This is a genomic window from Azoarcus sp. DN11 (assembly GCF_003628555.1).
GTDB lineage: Bacteria > Pseudomonadota > Gammaproteobacteria > Burkholderiales > Rhodocyclaceae > Aromatoleum.
Genome location: NZ_CP021731.1, coordinates 1,116,178 through 1,133,849 on the forward strand (window position 1 = coordinate 1,116,178; position 17,672 = coordinate 1,133,849).

Annotated in this window: 16 protein-coding genes; 7 read left to right on the top strand and 9 right to left on the bottom strand. The window is 68.8% G+C overall.

Features of this window, described 5'->3' with window-relative positions:
• Window positions 1-81: 81 nt before the first annotated feature.
• Genes CDA09_RS05020 through CDA09_RS05035 form a run of 4 tightly spaced genes read right to left on the bottom strand, consistent with a single transcriptional unit; the run spans window position 82 to window position 4,341 of the window.
• A complete protein-coding gene (locus CDA09_RS05020) occupies window positions 82-1,239 on the bottom strand; it encodes an FAD-dependent monooxygenase (RefSeq protein ID WP_121427612.1) in 1,158 nt (385 codons plus the stop codon).
• Window positions 1,226-2,590, bottom strand: a complete 1,365-nt coding sequence (locus CDA09_RS05025) for an aminopeptidase P N-terminal domain-containing protein (protein ID WP_121427613.1) — start codon at window positions 2,588-2,590, stop codon at window positions 1,226-1,228. Before CDA09_RS05025 ends, CDA09_RS05020 begins: the two co-directional genes overlap by 14 nt.
• A gap of 57 nt (window positions 2,591-2,647) precedes the next feature.
• Complete coding sequence (gene murU, locus CDA09_RS05030; protein WP_121430740.1) at window positions 2,648-3,328, bottom strand: N-acetylmuramate alpha-1-phosphate uridylyltransferase MurU; 681 nt, start codon at window positions 3,326-3,328, stop codon at window positions 2,648-2,650.
• An 8-nt stretch (window positions 3,329-3,336) separates the two neighbouring features.
• On the bottom strand, window positions 3,337-4,341 hold the full coding sequence (locus CDA09_RS05035) for an aminoglycoside phosphotransferase family protein (protein ID WP_121427614.1): 1,005 nt from the start codon (window positions 4,339-4,341) through the stop codon (window positions 3,337-3,339).
• A 115-nt stretch (window positions 4,342-4,456) separates the two neighbouring features.
• On the opposite strand from CDA09_RS05035, the gene CDA09_RS05040 reads away from it, so the two are divergent.
• Genes CDA09_RS05040 through rsmA form a run of 4 tightly spaced genes read left to right on the top strand, consistent with a single transcriptional unit; the run spans window position 4,457 to window position 10,054 of the window.
• The gene (locus tag CDA09_RS05040) at window positions 4,457-6,907 is read left to right on the top strand and encodes an LPS-assembly protein LptD (RefSeq protein ID WP_121427615.1); all 2,451 of its coding nucleotides are present in this window, start codon (window positions 4,457-4,459) and stop codon (window positions 6,905-6,907) included.
• 34 nt (window positions 6,908-6,941) lie between these two features.
• Complete coding sequence (locus CDA09_RS05045) at window positions 6,942-8,261, top strand: peptidylprolyl isomerase (RefSeq protein WP_121427616.1); 1,320 nt, start codon at window positions 6,942-6,944, stop codon at window positions 8,259-8,261.
• A gap of 27 nt (window positions 8,262-8,288) precedes the next feature.
• Complete coding sequence (gene pdxA, locus CDA09_RS05050; protein ID WP_286164383.1) at window positions 8,289-9,251, top strand: 4-hydroxythreonine-4-phosphate dehydrogenase PdxA; 963 nt, start codon at window positions 8,289-8,291, stop codon at window positions 9,249-9,251.
• A 14-nt stretch (window positions 9,252-9,265) separates the two neighbouring features.
• Window positions 9,266-10,054, top strand: coding sequence for a 16S rRNA (adenine(1518)-N(6)/adenine(1519)-N(6))-dimethyltransferase RsmA (rsmA, locus tag CDA09_RS05055; RefSeq protein ID WP_121427618.1), 789 nt, complete (start codon window positions 9,266-9,268; stop codon window positions 10,052-10,054).
• Between the two features lie 147 nt (window positions 10,055-10,201).
• Here rsmA and CDA09_RS05060 read toward each other — a convergent pair whose 3' ends face one another.
• From CDA09_RS05060 to CDA09_RS05075, 4 genes are all read right to left on the bottom strand, one after another.
• A complete protein-coding gene (locus CDA09_RS05060; protein ID WP_121427619.1) occupies window positions 10,202-10,396 on the bottom strand; it encodes a YgaP family membrane protein in 195 nt (64 codons plus the stop codon).
• Window positions 10,397-10,494: 98 nt separating this feature from the next.
• A complete protein-coding gene (locus CDA09_RS05065; RefSeq protein WP_121427620.1) occupies window positions 10,495-11,166 on the bottom strand; it encodes a Crp/Fnr family transcriptional regulator in 672 nt (223 codons plus the stop codon).
• A gap of 19 nt (window positions 11,167-11,185) precedes the next feature.
• Complete coding sequence (xth, locus tag CDA09_RS05070; protein ID WP_121427621.1) at window positions 11,186-11,947, bottom strand: exodeoxyribonuclease III; 762 nt, start codon at window positions 11,945-11,947, stop codon at window positions 11,186-11,188.
• Window positions 11,948-12,083: 136 nt separating this feature from the next.
• Window positions 12,084-12,641: a DUF3617 domain-containing protein gene (locus CDA09_RS05075; RefSeq protein ID WP_121427622.1), complete on the bottom strand. Its 558-nt coding sequence runs from the start codon at window positions 12,639-12,641 to the stop codon at window positions 12,084-12,086.
• A gap of 486 nt (window positions 12,642-13,127) precedes the next feature.
• On the opposite strand from CDA09_RS05075, the gene CDA09_RS05080 reads away from it, so the two are divergent.
• From CDA09_RS05080 to CDA09_RS05090, 3 genes are all read left to right on the top strand, one after another.
• Complete coding sequence (locus CDA09_RS05080) at window positions 13,128-13,874, top strand: WecB/TagA/CpsF family glycosyltransferase (RefSeq protein ID WP_121427623.1); 747 nt, start codon at window positions 13,128-13,130, stop codon at window positions 13,872-13,874.
• A gap of 88 nt (window positions 13,875-13,962) precedes the next feature.
• Window positions 13,963-15,066 (top strand): nucleotidyltransferase family protein, encoded by a 1,104-nt coding sequence (locus CDA09_RS05085; protein ID WP_121427624.1) that lies wholly within the window; start codon window positions 13,963-13,965, stop codon window positions 15,064-15,066.
• A 163-nt stretch (window positions 15,067-15,229) separates the two neighbouring features.
• Window positions 15,230-15,412: a hypothetical protein gene (locus tag CDA09_RS05090; RefSeq protein ID WP_286164384.1), complete on the top strand. Its 183-nt coding sequence runs from the start codon at window positions 15,230-15,232 to the stop codon at window positions 15,410-15,412.
• Between the two features lie 60 nt (window positions 15,413-15,472).
• Here the strand turns inward: CDA09_RS05090 and CDA09_RS05095 are convergent, their stop codons facing one another.
• A complete protein-coding gene (locus tag CDA09_RS05095) occupies window positions 15,473-17,530 on the bottom strand; it encodes a M3 family metallopeptidase (protein ID WP_121427625.1) in 2,058 nt (685 codons plus the stop codon).
• Between the last annotated feature and the right edge of the window lie 142 nt (window positions 17,531-17,672).

The window sequence follows — 17,672 nt, forward strand, 5'->3', positions numbered from 1 at the left end:
ATGCCGCGCCGGGCGAGCAGCGGAATGCTCGCTTCGGGTGGCGACTGGTTCACGCCGGTGTGGTATCCGCGCCTGCGCTGGTCACGGCCAGGCGCGGGCACCAAACATCATGCGGCGGGCGATGAAGTGGCGCAGCGGCGGCAGCATGTCGAGCGCGAAGAGCGCGGCGCCGCGGGCGTGGTGCAGCGGCGCGAAGTTGTTGCTGAAGATGCGCACGAGGCTGTCGGTGAAGTTGATCGCGCCGAAGCGGTCGAGGCGGCGGGCATCGCGGTAGGCCGCGAGCGTGCCGGCGAGGCCGGGGTCGCCGCCGTGGTCGAGCAGCGCGCGCGCGAGCGCCCACACGTCGCGCAGCGCGAGATTGAAGCCCTGGCCGGCGACCGGGTGCAGGGTCTGGGCGGCATTGCCGAGCCACACGGTGCGCTGGCCGACCGGGTCGCGCCGATAGCGCAGGCCGAGCGGGTAGCGCAGGCGTCCGGCGACGTGCGTGAGCCGGACCCGGCTGCCGAAATGCGCCTGCAGGCGTTCGAGGTAGGCAGCTTCGGGCAGGGCGAGGAGTTCGGTCGCGCGCGCCGGGGAGGCGACGTGGACCAGCGCGTAGTCGTCGCGATGAGGGAGCAAGGCGATCGGGCCTTCGCTGGTGAAGCGCTCGAAGGCGGTGTCGTGGTGGCCGCCGGCGATGCCGATTCGGGCGATGAGCGCGTGCTGGGCGTAGTCGCGTTCGATGACGTCCGGCGCGCCGGCCTTCAGCCCGCCTTCGGCGCAGGCGACGAGGCGGGCGGTCGCGGTGGTGCCGTGGAGGGCGGTGCCCGGTCCGGCGAGGGTTGCGGTGACCGCGTCGCGGGCCGGACTCAGCGCGGCGATCTCGGTTTCGTCCATGACCGCGATGCCGGCGCGATCGACAGCGTCGCGCAGGGCGCCGGCCAGCGCCCCCGCCTGCAGGCCGTAGCCGAGCGCGGGCAGGCCGTAGTCGTCCGCTTCGAGCCGGGTGCGGCCGAGGCCGCCCTGCTGCGAGATGTGGATGTGGCGGATCGGGGTGGCGGGCAGGTCGTGCCACACGCCCAGGCGCTCCAGGGTCAGGCGCGAGCCGTGGGCGAGCGCGAGCACGCGCGGGTCGGCGGCGACAGCGTCGCGCGGACGGGTGTCGGCGAGCGTGACCGCGAGGCCGCTGTCCTTGAGCGCGAGGGCGAGCGACAGGCCGACCGGGCCGGCGCCGACGATCAGCAGGTCAGGCTGCGCCATCGACCGCCTCGCGCATGACGTCTTCGATGTCGGCGACCGAGCGCGGCGCCGACTCGGTGAGGTACTCGCAGCCGGTGTCGGTGACGAGCGCGTCGTCCTCGATGCGCACGCCGATGTTCCAGAACGCTTCCGGCACGCCTTCGGCGGGGCGGATGTAGCAGCCCGGCTCGACCGTGAGCACCATGCCCGGCACCAGCGGACGCCAGTCGCCGCCGAGCTTGTATTCGCCGGCGTCGTGCACGTCGCGGCCGAGCCAGTGGCCGGTGCGGTGCATGTAGAAGCGCCGGTAATGGCCCTGCTCGATGACTTCGGCGAGGCTGCCGGAGAGGAGCTTGAGGTCGAGCATGCCCCGCGCGAGCACCTCGACGGCGGCGTCGTGCGGCATGTTCCAGTGGGCGCCGGGACGGATCGTGGCCTTCGCGGCGGCCTGGGCGGCGAGCACGAGTTCGTAGATGTCGCGCTGCGGGCCGCTGAAGCGCCCGTTCACCGGGAAGGTGCGCGTGATGTCCGAGGCGTAGCCGTCGAGTTCGCAGCCCGCGTCGATCAGCAGCAGTTCGCCGTCTTCCATGCGGCGCTCGTTCTCGATGTAGTGCAGCACGCAGGCGTTGGCGCCGCTCGCGACGATCGACGGGTAGGCCGGGGCCTGGCTGCCGGCGCGGCGGAAGTGATGGATCAGTTCCGCCTCGATCTCGTATTCGAAGCGGCCCGGGCGCGTCGCCGCCATCGCGCGGCGGTGGGCTTCGCCGGAGATCTCGCCGGCGCGGCGCATGATCGCGAGTTCCGAGGCGTCCTTGAGGATGCGCATCTCGTCGAGCTCGGCGCGCACGTCGCGGATCGCATGGGGCGGGATCGCGCCCGCGCGGGCATTGGCGCGCACGGTGTTGAGGGCGCGCAGCACGCAGGCGTCCCAGTCGTTGTCGTGGCCGAGGCTGCACCACAGCGCGGGCTGGCCGGCCATGAGATCGGGCAGGCGCTGGTCGAGGTCGCCGACGGTCCAGGTCTCGTCGAAGCCGAAGCGCGTGCGCGCGGCGTCGGGGCCGTGGCGATAGCCCTCCCAGATCTCCCGCTCCTCGTTCTTTTCGCGGCAGAAGAGGATCGACTTCGGCGTGTCGCCGGCGATCAGCACGACGACCGCCTCGGGTTCGCCGAAGCCGGTGAGGTAGTGGAAGTAGCTGTCGTAGCGGAACGGGTAGTGCGTGTCGCGGTTGCGCGCGTGTTCCGGGGCGGTCGGCACCACCGCGATGCCGCCGCCCAGCGCGTTCATGCGGGCGATCAGGCGCTCGCGGCGGGCGCGGAAGGGGGCGATGTCAAGCGTGAGGGGGGCGAACTTCGGGTCGAGGGGCGTGTTCATCGGCAGATTATGGCATGTGGGCTGGTGTCGGATTCGACCGGACCGGCCGGAGTGCGTTCAGCTGCGGATCCCGCGCAGCCGGACATCGAGTTCGGCGAGCCGCGCGGGGGTGCCGACGTCGAGCCAGTAGCCGGCGTGCAGGGCACCGCTCACGCGTCCGGCGTCCATCGCGTCGCGCAGCAGCGGCCCGAGCGCAGCGCCGCTGCCCGGGGTGATGCCGGCGAAGAGCGCGGGGTGGTAGGCGCCGATTCCGGAGAAGGTGAGGCGTGGTTCACCGTCGCGGAAGAGGCGGCCGTCCGCGAGATGGAAGTCGCCGGCCGGGTGGTGGTCGGGATTGGGCACCATCAGCAGGTGGGCGAGGTCGCCGTCCGCCGAGAGCGTGACGGCCCGGTCGCGCAGGGGGGCGAGCGCGGCGTCGCAGAAGACGTCGCCGTTCACGACCAGGAAGGGGGCGTCGCCCAGCAGCGGCAGCGCCTGGCGGATGCCGCCGGCGGTCTCCAGCGCCTGGGCCTCGGGCGAGTAGCGGATGCGCACGCCGAAAGTGCTGCCGTCGCCCAGCGCGGCCTCGATCATCGCGCCGAGGTGGGCGTGGTTGATCGCGATGTCGCTGAAGCCGGCGTCGCGCAGGCGCTCGATGTGCCAGACGATCAGCGGCTTGCCGCCCGCCTGCAGCAGCGGCTTGGGGCAGGTGTCCGTCAGCGGGCGCATGCGTTCGCCGCGCCCGGCGGCGAGGATCATCGCACGCATCAGAAGGTGTAGCCGACTTCGACCGGCTCGGGGTCGAGGCGGTCGAGCAGCTTCAGTAGCGGCCCGAGGTCGCGGTAGCGCTTGCAGGCGCGGCGCAGGTAATCCATCACCAGCGGCATGTCGGCGAGGTAGCCGTCCTTGCCGTCGCGGTGATAGAGGCGTGCGAAGATGCCCAGCACCTTGATGTGGCGCTGCACGCCCATCCACTCGTAGTCGCGGTGGAAGTCGGAGAAGTCGGCGCGCACGGGCAGGCCGAGCTGGCGCGCCGCTTCCCAGTAGCGCGCGAGCATGTCGAGGGTGAACTCCTCGTCCCAGTGGATGTAGGCGTCCTTGAAGAGGGAGGCAAGGTCGTAGGTGAGCGGGCCGTAGACGGCGTCCTGGAAGTCGATGATGCCGGGATTGGCCTGATCGGGGAGGTACATCAGGTTGCGCGAATGGTAGTCGCGGTGCACGAACACCTGCGGCTCGGCGAGGTTCACTTCCAGGATGCGGTCGAAGGTGTCCATCAGCGTGACGCGCTGGCGGTCGTCGAGGGTGACGCCCTTGTGGCGCCCGATGTACCACTCGGGGAACAGCATCAGCTCGCGCAGCAGCAGTTCGCGCGAGTATTCGGGCAGGACCCCGGGCCGGCTCGCGCGCTGGATCGCGATCAGCGCGCCGAGCGCGTCGGCATACAGGTGGGGGGCGTTGTCCTTGGTCAGCGCCGCGAGGTAGGTCTTGCTGCCGAGGTCCGAGAGCAGCAGGAAGCCCAGGTCGAGGTCCTGCGCGAGCACTTCCGGGACGTGCGCGCCGGCCGCGCGGAACAGCTCCTCGACCTTCAGCCAGGGGCGGCAGTCCTCGCGTTCGGGCGGGGCGTCCATGACGATGCGGCTGGCGCTGCCGTCGGCGAAGTTTACGCGGAAGTAGCGGCGAAAACTGGCGTCGGCCGATGCCGGAGTCAGCTCGAAGGCCTTGCCGGACAGTTGCGTGGTCAGCCAGTCGTTCAGTTGGGCGAGTCTTTGCACCGGGTTCTCCGCGACGCTTCGTGTAAAATCCGCGAGTTTATCAAAAGGCCGCGACCGTGCCGGGCACGGGCTGTCGGCGATGGAATCCAGGATTGGGGAAAGCGCTTTGCGCGATATGCGATTGAGGACCCAGCTGCGGGCGATCCCGCTGCTGCTGTGCTGTTTCTCGGGCTCCGCCCTGGCGGCCGGGTTGCCGCCGCTGGTCGTGTCGCCGGATCTCGTGGGCGGCGGTACGCCGCGTGCGCCGGCTCAACCGGCTCCGGTCGGGGCGCGGCAGGAGCCGTTGGCCCAGTCCGCTGGGCCAGCGGCAGGAACCCCGCCGGCCACGCCGGCGAAGACGCTTGGCGCGACTCCCGCACCGGCTGGGGCGCAGGCGCCCGCTGCCGCGGCGCCCGGGCAGGCGGCTTCCGCGCTGCCCGAGGGCGCGACCGAAGTGCGCGCCCTGCGCATCCGGGGTACGCGCTCCGTGGAGATGCTCGCCGAGGGCGAGGCCGAGCTGCAGCGCGACGACCTGCTGCTTTTCGCGGACAAGCTGACTTATCGCGAGCTGGATGACGAGGCCCATGCCGTCGGTAACGTGCGCCTCCTGCGCGGAGAGGACACCATGAGCGGACCGGAGGCGCGGCTCAAGCTCTCGGAGCGCGTCGGGTCCTTCGATTCGCCGACCTACCGCATCAAGAGCCTGTCGCCCGAGCCGGTGCAGCCCGGCGAGACGCCGCGCGAGGTTTCGGGAGGCGGCTCGGCCGACATACTGTACTTCGAAGGCGAGAACCAGTACCGCTTGAAGAATGCGACCTGGTCGACCTGCGAGGCGAGCGATCCGGCCTGGTACCTGAAGGCGAACGACCTGCAGCTCGATTACGACCGCGGGCTTGGCACCGCCCAGAATGCCACGCTCATGTTCAAGGACACGCCGATGCTGTGGTGGCCGTGGGCCGAGTTCCCGCTCGTCGGCCAGCGCCAGTCGGGTTTCCTCGCGCCCACCTTCGGCTTGTCGAACAAGGTCGGTTTCGACCTTTCGGCGCCGTACTACTGGAACATCGCGCCGAACTACGACGCGACAATCGTTCCGCGCATCATGGGCCGTCGCGGGGCGCAGCTCACGACCGAGTTCCGTTACCTCACGCCGACGCAGAACGGCCAGGCGCGCGTCGAGTACATGCCCACCGACAGCCTCACGGGCGGGTCGCGTGCGCTGGGATCTTTCCAGCACCAGCAGGTCATCGCGCCCGGCCTGTCCGCGGCGATCGACTGGAATGGTGTTTCGGACAAGAAGTATTTCGAGGACCTGAGCTCGCGCGTCACCCTCGCCTCGCGCGTGAACCTGCTGCGCCAAGGCACGCTGAGTTACGCCACCAGCGACTGGTGGAGCGCGTCTGCGACGGTGCAGGGCTACCAGTCCCTGGCGGGCGGCCAACTCTATCGCCGCCTGCCGCAGCTGCTGCTGAACGCCAACCGCGGGGAATTGTTCGGCGGTTCGGCCTTCGCGTTCCGCGGCGAGTACGTGCAATTCGTGCACCCCGACGCGAACGTTCCCGAGGGCGGCCGCTTCACGCTTTACCCCCAGATCTCGCTGCCCTTCGAGCGCGCCGGCTACTACGTCACGCCCAAGCTCGGCGTGCACTACACGCGCTACGACCTCGACCGCGACCTCGCCGGCAACAGCCGCACGCTCACCCGTTCGGTGCCGATCTTCTCCGTCGACAGCGGCATGATGTTCGAACGCGACACGGATCTCTTCGGGCGCAACCTGCTGCAGACGCTCGAACCGCGCCTGTTCTATGTCAACACCCCGTTCCGCGACCAGACCGAGATCCCGGTGTTCGATACGTCGCGCTACGATTTCGGTCTCGCGCAGATCTTCTCCGAGAACCAGTATTCCGGTGGCGACCGCATCGCCGACGCGAACCAGATCACGGCGGCGGTGACCTCGCGCCTGATCGACCCCGGCAGCGGTGCCGAGCGCATGCGCGCAACCGTAGGCCAGCGCTTCTTCTTCGAAGACCAGCGCGTGACCCTGCCCGGCGAGGTGCCGCGCACCGGGCGGCGTGCCGACATGCTGGGCCTGTTCAGCGGTTACGTGATGCAGAAGACCTGGCTCGATTCGCTCGTGCAGTACAACCCGCGCGACGGCCAGACCGAGCGCTTCAACCTCGGCGTGCGCTACCAGCCGGAATTCGCGAAAGCGCTGAACCTGTCCTACCGCTATTCGCGCGGCCGGCTCGCGGACGAGAGCGACAGGATCCAGGATGTCTCCGTGTCCGGCCAGTGGCCGCTGGGCGGCGGATGGTACGGCGTGGGCCGCATGACGCGTTCGCTGAAGGAAGACCGCATTACCGAGGCGCTCGCGGGCCTCGAGTACAACGGCGGCTGCTGGGTGGTTCGCACCGTGATGCACCGCTTCGCCACCAACGCGCAACACGTGACGCAGGCGATGTTCGTGCAGCTCGAACTGAACGACCTCACGGCCATCGGCTCCAATCCGCTCACGCTGCTCAAGCGCAGCGTCGCCGGTTATGGGAAGATCAACGATCCCGTCGCCAACCGCGTGTTCGGCGCCGAATGAGTCTTACGCAGCCCCCATTCATACCTCTACTACCATGATCCGAATTCCCTCGCGTCCGTGCCTTGCCCTGATTCTCGGCCTTGCCGGCGCTTCCGCGCTGTTTCCCGCGCATGCGGCGGCGTCGCGTGCGGTCGAGGTCGACCGCATCGTCGCAGTGGTCAATAACGAGGTCATCACGACCCTGGAACTGCGCGAGCGCGTCCAGCAGGCGCAGCGCCAGCTCGCCCGACAGGGCACGGCGCAGCCGCCGGCCGACGTGTTCGAGCGCCAGGTGCTCGAGCGGCTCGTGCTCGAGCGCGCGCAGACGCAGCTTGCGGCGGAGACCTCGCTCAAGGTCGACGATGCGACGCTGGATCGGGCGATCGGCCGCATCGCCGAGAACAACCGCATGAGCATGACCGACCTGCGCCTCGCGCTGGAGAAGGACGGCATCACGTGGAACCGCTTCCGCGACCAGATCCGCTCCGAGATCCTGCTCACCCGCCTGCGCGAGCGCGAAGTCGACAGCCGCATCGTTGTGACCGACGCGGAGATCGAGAACTTCCTCGCGAACAACGCCGATGCGCTGTCCGGCGAGGAGTTCCATGTCGCGCATATCCTCGTGCGCGTGCCTGACGGCGCGTCGATGCAGCAGCAGTCGGAACGGCTCGCGCGGGCCGAAAGCGTCGTCGAGCGCCTGCGGGCGGGCGAGGATTTCGGGCGTCTCGCGGCGTCCTATTCCGACGCGCCCGACGGGCTGAACGGCGGCGATCTCGGCTGGCGCGGCCGCGACCGGCTGCCCACGCTGTTCGCCGATACCGTGCGCCAGATGCAGCCGGGCGAGGTGTCGAAGATCATGCGCAGTCCCGCCGGCCTGCACATCGTCAAGCTCGTCGAGAAACGCGGCGGCGCGGCCGCGGGGGCACAGCAGATGCAGCAGACGCATGCGCGCCATATCCTGATCCGCACGTCCGAGATCGTGTCGGACGCCGACGCCGAGAGCCGCCTGAACGGCCTGCGCGAGCGTGTCGTCAATGGCGCGAGCTTTGCCGAACTGGCGAAGGCGAACTCCGCCGACCTGTCTGCCGCCAAGGGTGGCGACCTCGGCTGGGTCAATCCGGGCGACACGGTCCCCGAGTTCGAGCGCGCGATGGATGCGCTCAAGCCCGGCGAGGTGAGCGCGCCGGTCAAATCGCCCTTCGGCTGGCATCTCATCCAGGTCGAGGAGCGCCGCATGCAGGACGTCACCGACGAGCGCAAGCGCGCCGCCGCGCGCAACGCGCTGCGCGAGCGCAAGGCCGACGAGGCGTTCGAGGAATGGCTGCGCCAGCTGCGCGACCGGACCTACGTCGAATACCATCTGGACAAGGAGTAAGCCCGCGTGCCGGGAGGGCCTGCAGGGTTGCCCATCCTCGCCGTCACGAGCGGCGAGCCGGCCGGCGTAGGGCCGGAGCTGTGCGCGCGCCTGGCGGGGCGCAACTGGCCCGCGCGCACGGTCGTCCTGGGCGACATCGGGCTGATCCGCGCGCGCGCCGGCGACGTCGAAGTCGTGCCCTTCGAGCCCGCGCGCGATGCGGCACCGGCCGGTGCGCTCGAAGTGCTGCACCTGCCCTTGGCGATGCCGGCGCAGGCAGGCGTGCTCGACAAGGCAAATGCCGCCTACGTGCTTGCGCTGCTCGATCGCGCGCTGGCGGGCTGCCGTAGCGGGGAATTCGCCGGCATGGTGACGGCCCCCGTGCACAAGGGCGTGATCAACGACGCGGGCGTGCCGTTCAGCGGCCATACCGAATATCTCGCCGAACACACCGGCACGCCGCTGGTGGTGATGATGCTGGTCGGCGGCAGCATGCGGGTCGCGCTCGCGACGACGCACCTGCCGCTCGCCGCGGTGCCGGGGGCGATCACGCGCGCGCTGCTGGAGGCGACGCTGCGCATCCTGCACGGCGATCTGCTGCGGCACTTCGGGCTGGCGGCGCCGCGCATCCTCGTCGCCGGGCTGAATCCGCATGCGGGCGAGGGCGGCCACATGGGGCGCGAGGAGATCGAGGTGATCGCGCCGGTGCTGGAGAAGCTGCGCGCCGAGGGCATGCGGCTCGCCGGGCCGCTGCCCGCCGACACGCTGTTCGTGCCGCATACGCTGGAGCAGGGCGACGCGGTGCTGGCGATGTACCACGACCAGGGCCTGCCGGTGCTCAAGCATGCGAGCTTCGGCGGCGGCGTGAACGTGACGCTGGGGCTGCCGATCATCCGTACCTCGGTGGATCACGGCACGGCGCTGGACCTGGCGGGGACGGGCAAGGCCGATCCCGGGAGCCTGTTCGCAGCGGTCGAACTGGCGATTGCGATGGCGGCCGCGCGCGCCTGATTCGAGAGATTCCGATGACTGAGCATCACGCGCGCAAGCGCTTCGGGCAGAACTTCCTGTCCGACCCCAACATTATCCGCAAGATCGTCGATGCGATCCGCCCGGCCGCGGGCGACACGATCGTCGAGATCGGGCCGGGCCTCGCGGCGATGACCGATCCGCTGGTCGACCGCCTCGGCCACATGCACGTGGTCGAGATCGACCGTGACCTGATCGCGCGCCTGAAGGAGCGCTACGCGCCCGAGCGCCTGACGATCCATGAGGGCGACGCGCTGAAGTTCGACTTCGGCAGCCTCGGGGCGCCGCTGCGCGTGGTGGGCAACCTGCCGTACAACATTTCGACGCCGCTGCTGTTCCACCTCGCGTCCTTCGCCGACAACGTCACGGACATGACCTTCATGCTGCAGAAGGAGGTCGTGATGCGCATGGTGGCCGAGCCGGGCACGGAGGATTACGGCCGACTGTCGGTGATGCTGCAGTACCGTTTCCGCATGGCGCGGCTCTTCGACGTGCCGCCGGGGGCTTTCCGGCCGGCGCCGAAGGTGACTTCCAGCATCGTGCGCATGGTGCCGTTGCCGTCCGAGCAGCTCGGCGCCCAGGACGAGGCGCTACTGGCGCGCATCGTCGCGGCCGCGTTCGGCCAGCGGCGCAAGACGCTGCGCAACACGCTGCGCGACTTCCTCGATGAGCCGGATTTCGCGGCGCTGGCGCTCGATCCGGGCCTGCGCGGCGAACGGCTGGGGGTCGCGGACTACGTCGCTATCGCGAACCACGTCGCGAGGAAGGGTGCGTCGCCCGTCTGAACTGGCGCAGTCACTCCCTCCCCTTCAAGGGGAGGGTTGGGGTGGGGATGGGTGGACTCCGCAGCGCCTGAAAGAAACCCATCCCCATCCTGTCCTTCCCCTTGAAGGGGAAGGGACCTGCTAAGTGCGCGACGTCGCGAAGGACGCTCAGGCCTTCTTCAACGGACAGGTGTTGAGTCCGAATAGCGAGTAGGCCGGGCACCAGCCCATCAGGCCGGTGGCGAGGGGGACGACGCCGATCCAGGTCCAGGGGGTGCCGATGCCCATGATCGCGAGCACGATCAGGATCAGGCCGGCGACGATACGCAGGGTCTTGTCGATGCCGCCAACGTTTGCGCTCATGATTCTCTCCAGGGGGTGACAGGGATGTGAGCGTATTTCAGCACTTGCGCATGTTCCGGTCTGTGACTCCGGTTACATAGCCCCTCGTTCTGCCTCGTTCAGCCCGGCCGGCCGTCGCTCGCGACGCGGCGCAGGCCGGCCGGGTCGAGGATCTCGATCTGCTCGCGCGACAGCTTCACGAGGCCCTGTGCGGCGAAGCCCTTCAGCAGGCGGCTGACGAATTCGCGCACGCTGCCCAGTTCGTCGGCGAGCTGCTGGTGCGTGACGTGCAGCAGGCGCCCCTTGCCCAGCAGCAGGCCGGCGAGGCGCTGGTCGAGGCGTTGGAAGGCGACTTCCTCGATGAGCTGCATCAGGTCGGCGATGCGTTCGGCGAAGAGGTGGAAGACGAAGCCGCGGAAGGCCGGTTCGGCGAGGAGCGCGTCGAATTCCGCCTTGGGCAGCATCAGCAGCACCGTGTCGGTTTCGGCGATGCCGCGGGCGTTGTAGTCCTCGTGCCCGAGCAGGCAGGACGACGAGATGATGCAGGTTTCGCCCGGCGTGACGCGGTACAGCGGCAGTTCGCGGCCGTTCGGCGCGCATTTCACGACGCGCACCGAGCCTTCGACGACGAAGGGGAAGCCTTCGCAGGCCTGGCGGTCGTCGAACAGCAGGGCGCCGGCCGGCACGCGCGCCCAGCGGCCGGCTTCCAGCAGGCGGCGGCGCGCCGCTTCCGGCAGCGCCCCGATCATCGGGTAATGGGCAGTGGCGAGCGCGGGGTCGGGGGTCTGCATGGCGGCGGGGTGTGCTTGGTTACAGGTCCAGCTCGACGACCACCGGCGCGTGATCGGACGGGCGTTCGAGCTTGCGCGGAGTCTTGTCGACCGTGCAACTGCGGCAGGCGCCGCGCAGTGCCTGCGACACGAGCACGTGGTCGATGCGCAGGCCGAAGTTGCGGCGGAAGGCGCCCATGCGGTAATCCCACCACGAATAGCTCTTCTCGGGCTGCTCGAAGAGGCGGAAGGCGTCGGTGAGGCCCAGTCCGGTCAGCGCCGCGAAGGCGGCCCGTTCGGGCCGGGAGACGTGGATTTCCTCCTTCCAGTCGGGGTGCGCGTCGCGGTCTTCGGGGGCGATGTTGAAGTCGCCGGCGAGCACGAGACGCTCGTGCGCCTTTAGCTCCTCGCGCAGCCAGTCGGTGAGCGCGGCGAGCCAGCGGAGCTTGTACTCGAACTTGTCCGAACCGACCGCCTGGCCGTTGGGAAAGTACGCGCTGACGACGCGCACGCCGCCGAGGGTGGTGGCGATGATGCGCTTCTGTTCATCGACGAAGCCGGGGATGTCGCGCGTCGTCGCATCGGCGGCCTGCGGGCTGAGGATCGCGACGCCGTTATAGGTCTTCTGGCCGTTGAACACCGCGTGGTAGCCGGCCGCTTCGAGCTCGGCGGCGGGAAAGGCCTTGTCCTCCATCTTGAGCTCCTGTAGGCACAGGGCGTCCGGCCGGTTGGCGGCGAGCCAGTCGAGGACGTGGGGCAGGCGGACCTTGAGGGAATTGACGTTCCAGGTGGCGATCTTCATAGGCATGCGGGCAGTCGGGAGCGGAGTTCCGCGGGGCGGTGCGCCACGAGGGCGTCATCCGACGATGCCGGCATTCTGCACGAGCCGGCCGTGCCTGTGGAGAAATGCGCCCGCCGGGGGGCGGGGTGGGGAGGCGCTAGCCTTCGCGGCGCTTGCTGCAGTCGGCGGCGCCGAGCCAGTGTGCGTCGGTCTCGACCTGCATGTCCCCGCGCGGGGAGTTCATGTTGACGCGCGTCGTGAAGCGCTCGGGCGTCTGCACGTGCGCTTCGAAGTCGCCGGTAGCGGCCGGTTGCGTGCAGGTGAGGTGCCCGCGCACGGTGCTACCGGTTTTCACGACCTTTTCGAGCGTGCAGTTGCCCTCGGTCTTGCCCGAATAAATGGTGTCGGATTTCGCCTGTGACGCCGAGATGCAGCTGCGCACGCTGCCGTCGCTGCCGAGGCTGACGCCGCGCGCGGCCATCTGCTGCTCGACCATCCGCCGCATGTCCGGGGGAAGGGTGCGGAGGTACTGCTGCGCCTGCGCCATCTGCGCGGACATGTCGGGCAGGCCGGCGATGTTCAGTCGGGTCGAGCGGAACTCCCACAGGCCGGGGCGGATGTCGGTCGGTTGTGCGGCGCCGGCAAGGCCGGTCGCGGCCAGGCCGAGGACCAGGAGAAGGGAGCGGTGCAGGGAGCGAAGAAGGGCGGGGGTCATGATCGGAAGTCGTGAAAATGGCTGTTTGACGGCACGCGGCGCGGCGAGTTTCGTGCGCCTCGGCACGATCCCGTCCGTTATGCGCCGATCAGGGCGCGACGGAACGCCGGTCGCTGTCGAAGCTTCCGCGAAATCCTGCGGGTGAGATTTCGCCGCGGGTCGGAGTTTGTAAGAAAAAGAGATGCGTGCAAACGCGAACGCGACGAAGGAGGCGCTCAGCGGGGAAAGCCACGAAAGGTGATGTTTCCCCGATTTCAGCCATGGGTTGTGCGGAATGATTCATGAAAACATGAGGTTGTGGTGTCTTGCGAGTGCTTGAAGGCGCTCGTCAATGAACGCCGGCCTCGTGGCGAAGGGGATTCCTGGGCGCGAATGGCAGCGTTGATAGCGATTTAAATGTCTTACAAGCATTTTTTTCGCCCGGCTGGTTTCGACTATCCTTCTGGCGGGCTTAATGGTGCTGCGGCAGATGAGATATTCAAGGTCATGAGTAGCCCACCCGCCATGCTGCTGGCGCGCTGGTCGCAGGTCCTCAATCGTCTTGTGACCATTCCGTCCGACGAGGACGCGGCAAGGCTCGTCGATGAACTCGCGTCCGGCTGGCAGCCGCGCATGCTCGCCTTCGTCGATGCCCACGCGATGAATTCCGCCCTCGGCGACTTCGAGTTCTACCGCGCGCTGTGCGGTGCCGACGTGCTGCTGCGCGACGGTTCGGGCATGGCGATGCTGTTCCGCATGTTGGGCGGCGAGCCGGGGCTCGACATGAACGGTGCCGATTTCATCCCGCGGCTGCTCGAAGCGTATCGCGGCCGGCGTGTGGCGTTGTGGGGCGCGAGGGAGAAATGGCTCGTCGCGGCCGCAGCCCGCTGCGCCGGGGAGTACGGGGTCGAGATCGTGTCGTGCGAGAGCGGCTTCCTGGCTCCCGCGCAGTACTGCGACGCGATGCGGCGCACGCGACCCGAGCTGATCGTGCTGGGCATGCCCAGGCAGGCGAGCGTCGCGCGTCTCCTGCGTGCGACGGCCGCGGGGGCGCCGCTGATCGTGTGTGGCGGTGCGACCATCGACCGCCTCGGCGGCAAGGTCGAGCGTGCCCCGCGCCGGGTGCGGCGCTCGGGCATGGAATGGGCCTGTCGGCTCGTGTGCGAGCCCTGCCGCCTGTTCCAGCGCTACGTGATCGGCAAGCCGATGTTCATGTTGCGGGCGTGGCGTTGCCGCGCCGCGTGGGGGCGGTGAAACCAGCACCGGGGCCCGCCCGCCGCTTTCCCGCCCGCGGCATGGGCGGGGCCGTTTTTCATCCAACTGCATCAGAGAGAGGTTCGCTATGGCAAAAGCAATGATTCTGGCCGCGGGGCAGGGCACGCGTGTGCGCCCTTTGACGAAGAACGTGCCCAAGCCGATGGTGCCCATCCTCGGCAAGCCGGTGCTGGAATACCTGATCGAGCACCTCGCGCGCTACGGTGTGCGCGAAATCATGATCAACGTCGCCTTCAACCACCACAAGATCGAGGACTACTTCGGCGACGGCCACTGCTGGGGCGTCGAGATCGGCTACTCCTTCGAGGGCGTGCGCGACCACGGCGAGATCGTGCCCAAGGCGCTCGGCTCGGCCGGCGGCATGCGCCGCATCCAGGACTTCGGCGGCTTCTTCGACGAGACCACGCTGGTGATCTGCGGCGACGCGCTGATCGACCTCGACATCCGCGCCGCGCTCGACGAGCACCGCCAGAAGAAGGCGCTCGCGAGCGTCGTCACACTCGAGGTGCCGCGCAACCAGGTGCAGAACTACGGCGTCGTCGTCACCGACGCCGCCGGCCGCGTGAAGTCCTTCCAGGAGAAGCCCCGGCCCGCCGAGGCGAAGTCCACGCTCGCCAGCACCGGTATCTACATCTTCGAACCGGAGGTCCTTGACCTCATCCCGCCGGGGCGCGAGTTCGACATCGGCAGCGAACTCTTCCCGCTGCTCGTCGCCGAGGAACGCCCCTTCTACGCCCAGAACCGTTTTTTCAACTGGATCGACATCGGTCGCCTGACCGACTACTGGGCGGTGCTGCAGCGCGTGATGCGCGGCGAGGTCGCGCAGATGGAGATGCCCGGCACCGAGATCCGTCCAGGCGTATGGGTCGGCCTCAACACCTCGATCGAATGGGACAGCGTGCAGGTCGTCGGCCCCGTGTATATCGGCTCGGGCGTGCGCATCGACCCCGGCGTCTCGGTCATCGGTCCGACCTGGATCGGCCACGGCAGTCACCTGCGCGCCGGCTCGCGGGTCGAACGCAGCATCCTGTTCGAATACACGCGGGTCGGGGAGGGGCAGCGCTTCGGCGAGAAGATCCTTTCGCCGCAGTACTGCGTGGATCGCTCGGGCGAGACGCTCTACGTCGGTGACGACCGCACCGAATTGCGCTGGGGGGACGCGCGCGCCTGAGAACGGCGACAACCGGGGCGCCGCCACGGAACGGTGCCGGGCGTTCTGGCGCAATGCGTTGTGTGAATTGTGTCTTCGCCCGATGGCGCGGATCGTGCTACATATTGACCAGGGAGCCGCAGGAGCGGACTCCACCGGTTCATGCACGCGGCAGGAGGTTTCGATGATGGACTACCGAGGTCCGGAGCAGCGCGTCGACTGGGTGATGCGCCAGTACGTCGAGACGATCATCCAGTATCTCGCCCTGGGTGGGGATTCCGCGAATGCGCGGATGAACATGACCGAGCACGGCGTGCCCGTTCATGTGCAGGGCCGCGTGCTGGAAGGCTACGCGGCCGTTCACTGAAACGCTGAGCCAGGCCGGGCGTGAACGCGGGGCACGGTCGCGCCGTGCCCCTGCGTTTCGTTACGCCGCGACCATGCCGTTGTGGCGCAGCAGCGCATCGACGCGTGGTTCGCGCCCACGGAAGGCCTTGAACGAATCCAGCGCCGGACGGCTGCCCCCCACCGCGAGGATCTCGCGCCAGAAGCGTTCACCCGTCGCGCGGTCGAGCAGCGTTCCCTTGCCCGCGCCGGCCTCCTCGAAGGCCTCGAACGCGTCGGCCGACAGCACCTCCGCCCACTTGTAGCTGTAGTAGCCCGCCGCGTAGCCGCCCGCGAAGATGTGCGAGAAGCTGTGCGGGAAGCGGTGCCACGCGGGCGGGATCATCACTGCGACCTCGCGCCGCACTGCGTCGAGCAGCGTCATCACCTGCTTGACCGCCACCGGGCCGGCGGAGGCGTCGAGTTCGCTGTGCAGGCGCAGGTCGAACATCGAGAACTCCAGCTGGCGCACCATCTGCATGCCGCTCTGGAAGTTCTTCGCTGCGATCATCTTGTCGAAGAGCTCGCGCGGCAGCGGTGCGCCGGTATCGACGTGCGCCGTCATGCCCGACAGCACATCCCACTCCCAGCAGAAATTCTCCATGAACTGGCTCGGCAGCTCGACTGCGTCCCACTCCACGCCGTGGATGCCCGACACCGCCAGGTCATCGACGCGCGTCAGCAGGTGGTGCAGGCCGTGGCCGCACTCGTGGAACAGCGTCAGCACGTCGTCGTGCGTGAAGGTTGCGGGCTTGCCGCCCACCGGGCCGGGGAAGTTGCACACCAGGTAGGCCACCGGCGTCTGCACGCCGCGCATGTTCGAATAGCGGCTGCGCGCCGAATCCATCCACGCCCCGCCGCGCTTGGTCTCGCGCGCATGCAGGTCGAGGTAGAAGTGGCCGACCGTCTCGCCCGCCTTCTCGATGCGGAAGAAATGTGCGGCGGGGTCCCACTTCGGCGCCTCCTCGGCGACGATATCGACGCCGTACAGGCTGCGGATCACGCCGAACAGGCCCTTCAACACCTTCGGCTCGGGGAAGTACTGCTTCACCTCCTGTTCCGAGAATGCGTAGCGCGCCTGGCGCAGCTTCTCCGATGCGTAGGCGACGTCCCAGGGCTCGAGCGGATCGAGGCCCAGCTCGGTACGCGCGAATTCCTTCAGCGCGGCGAGATCCTTTTCCGCGAAAGGCTTGGCCTTCGCTGCGAGTTCGCGCAGGAAGCCGAGCACCTGCGCCGGCGACTCGGCCATCTTCGCGACCAGCGACACCTCGGCGTAGTTCGCGTAGCCCAACATCTTCGCCTCCTCGGCGCGCAGCGCGAGGATGCGGCCGATCAGCGGGCCGTTGTCGAGCTCCGCCTTGCCCTGCTCGGACGCGCGCGTCGCATAGGCGCGATACATGCGCTCGCGCAGCGCCTGGCTGTCGGCGTACTGCAGCACGGGCAGGTAGGACGGCATCTGCAGCGTGAACTTCCAGCCCGGCTTGCCCTCGCGCTCGGCGGCGGCACGCGCGGCGTCGATCGCGTCGGCCGGCAGGCCGGAGAGTTCCGCCTCGTCGGTGATCCACTCCGCATGCGCGTTGGTCGCGTCGAGCAGGTTCTCGGAGAACTTCGCCGCGAGCGCTGACATCTCCTCCTGGATCGCCTTGAAGCGCGGCTTGTCGGCGTCGGGCAGCTCTGCGCCTGACAGGCGGAAGTCGCGCAGCTCGTGGTCGATGATGCGCTGGCGCACGGGCGGCAGCTGGTCGTATTCGGCGCTGTTGAAGAGCTGGCGGTATTTCTCGAACAGCTCCAGGTTCTGCCCGACCTCGGCGTAGAAGCTCGACACTTCCGGCAGCAGCGCATTGTAGGCCTCGCGCCACTCGGGCACGTCCATCACGCTGTGCAGGTGGCCGACGACGCCCCAGGCACGGCCGAGGCGTTCGCCTTCCTCGGTGAGCGGCGTCACGAAGTTGGCCCAGGTGGGCGGAGCCGTGTCGGCGACGAGTGCCGTGATCAGCGCACGGTCTTCTTCGATGAGCTGGCGGATCGCCGGCGCGACATGTTCCGGACGGATCTCGTCGAAGCGCGGCAGGCTGGTGAAATCGAGCAGGGGATTGGACATGCGTTTCTCGGCTGGCGCGTTGATTGTTCTGGAGGGGGCAGGAAAGGAACGCTGGGGAATACTCCGGCGCGGCCCCGGTCGTTCATTCTAACCGCAGGGGCCGCGCCGGGAAGCGTGCGCGGGCGGGACGCCGCCCGTCGCA